This window comes from Micromonospora sp. BL4 (assembly GCF_003667505.1).
In the GTDB taxonomy this organism is placed as follows: domain Bacteria; phylum Actinomycetota; class Actinomycetes; order Mycobacteriales; family Micromonosporaceae; genus Micromonospora.
Genome location: NZ_RCVJ01000064.1, coordinates 1 through 1,952, shown reverse-complemented (window position 1 = coordinate 1,952; position 1,952 = coordinate 1). Strand labels below are relative to the sequence as shown.

Here is a 1,952-nt window from a genome sequence, read left to right as displayed (position 1 = left end):
AGATGTGTATAAGAGGCAGCCCCTCGGCCGCGTAGCGCCACGCCGCCGCGCGGCCGATCCGCCGTCATCGGTTCTCCCGTCGTGCGGTCGCCGCCGGGGGAGAACCCACCGGAATCGGACCGAGGGGTTTCCCATGCTCGCCTTCGCACCACTGACCGGCGTGGTCGGCGCCGCCGGCGCCGCGCTGTCCTGGCTCACCGATCTGCTCGAACCGCTGGCCGGCGGCATGGCGACCGCCGCCGCCATCGTGCTGTTCACCATCGCCGTGCGGCTGCTGATCTCGCCGCTCACCGTCGCCCAGGTCCGCGGGGAGCGGCGCCGCGCGGCGCTCGCCCCGCAGGTGCGTGACCTTCAGCAGCGGTACGCCGACGACCCGGCGAAGCTTCAGAGCGAGGTTTTCGCGCTGTACCGGTCGGCCGGGGCCAACCCGATCGCCGGCTGCCTGCCGTTGCTGCTCCAGGCGCCGTTCCTGCTGGTCCTGTACCGGCTGTTCACCACCAGTGAGGGCGGCACCGGGCTGCTTCAGGAACAGCTGGCCGGGGTGCCGCTGGGCCACCATCTCGGCGACGGACTGGCCGGGGCGGCAGGTCCACTCTTCGCCGTCCTGCTGGCCGTCCTGCTGGTGTTGGCCTGGTGGTCGTCCCGGCGGGCCCGGAGGGCGTCGGCGGCGGTCGGCACGGTGGCTGGTACGCCCACCGAGGGGCCGGGCGCGGCGACGCTCGGCCGGCTGCTGCCCCTGCTGCCGTTCACGACGGTGCTCGTGGCGCTGGTGCTGCCGCTCGCGGCGGTCATCTACCTGGTCACCACGACCGCCTGGTCGGCACTGGAGCAGGTGGTGCTCCGACGGCCGCAGGCGGCTCCGGCGAGTGCTGAGATAGATCGACGTTGACAACTGTTTCGGGGGGACGTACAACTCTGAGAGAGCGCTCTCTCGACCCGTCCCCCGCAGAGAGGCACGTCCATGTCACCACCTCCGGCGGCCATCGCCGCCCCGCCCGCCCGACGCCGCATGCTGGCGTCCGTCCTGCTCGTCGCCACCACCACCGCCCTGGCCGGGGTCACCGTGACCGCGCAGGCCGCCGTGCCGCCGCCCCCGGCCGGCTGGACCACCGTCTGGAGCGACGACTTCACCGGCGCCGCCGGCACCCTGCCGTCGGCCGCCAACTGGATCATCGACACCGGCCACAACTACCCCGGAGGCCCGGCCAACTGGGGCACCGGCGAGATCCAGAACTACACCGCCAGCACGGCCAACGTCAGCCACGACGGCGGCGGCAACCTGCGGATCACGCCGCTGCGCGACGGTGGCGGCGGCTGGACCTCCGCCCGGATCGAGACCGTGCGCAGCGACTTCAAGGCCCCGGCCGGCGGGGTGCTGGCCATCGAGGGCCGGATCCAGATGCCGAACGTCACCGGCGCCGCGGCGGCCGGCTACTGGCCGGCGTTCTGGGCGCTCGGTGCGCCCTACCGGGGCAACTACCAGAACTGGCCGGGCATCGGCGAGTTCGACGTGATGGAGAACGTCAACGGCATCAACTCCGTCTGGGGGGTGCTGCACTGCGGCGTCGCGCCGGGCGGCCCGTGCGACGAGTTCAACGGCATCGGCGCGTCCCGGGCCTGCCCGGGAGCGAGCTGCCAGTCGGCGTTCCACACCTACCGGTTCGAGTGGGACGCCTCCAGCAGCCCGCAGCAACTGCGCTGGTACGTCGACGGGCAGCTGTACCACACCGTCACGCAGAGTCGGGTCGGCGAGCCGGCCTGGTCGCAGATGACCTCGCACGCCGGCTACTTCCTGCTGCTCAACGTGGCGATGGGCGGGGCGTTCCCGAACGGGGTGGCGGGCAGCGGCACGCCGACCGCAGCGACCGTTCCCGGCCGGCCGATGCTGGTCGACTACGTGGCGGTGTACCGCCGAGGTGGCGGCGGGACCACCCCGCCACCCCGTTCGGGAA

Annotated in this window: 2 protein-coding genes; both read left to right on the top strand. The window is 73.0% G+C overall.

Annotated elements, in window-relative coordinates; translation table 11 throughout:
- The first annotated feature begins 133 nt into the window (after positions 1 to 133).
- Complete coding sequence (locus EAD89_RS04580; RefSeq protein WP_121674852.1) at positions 134 to 889, top strand: YidC/Oxa1 family membrane protein insertase; 756 nt, start codon at positions 134 to 136, stop codon at positions 887 to 889.
- Between the two features lie 72 nt (positions 890 to 961).
- Positions 962 to 1,952: glycoside hydrolase family 16 protein (locus EAD89_RS04575; protein WP_121674853.1), on the top strand; the 991-nt coding region annotated here is incomplete at its 3' end.

Coding starts and splice junctions, on each gene's coding strand:
- EAD89_RS04580 (WP_121674852.1), top strand. CDS start 134: ATGCTCGCCTTCGCACCACTGACCGGCGTGGTCGGCGCCGCCGGCGCC.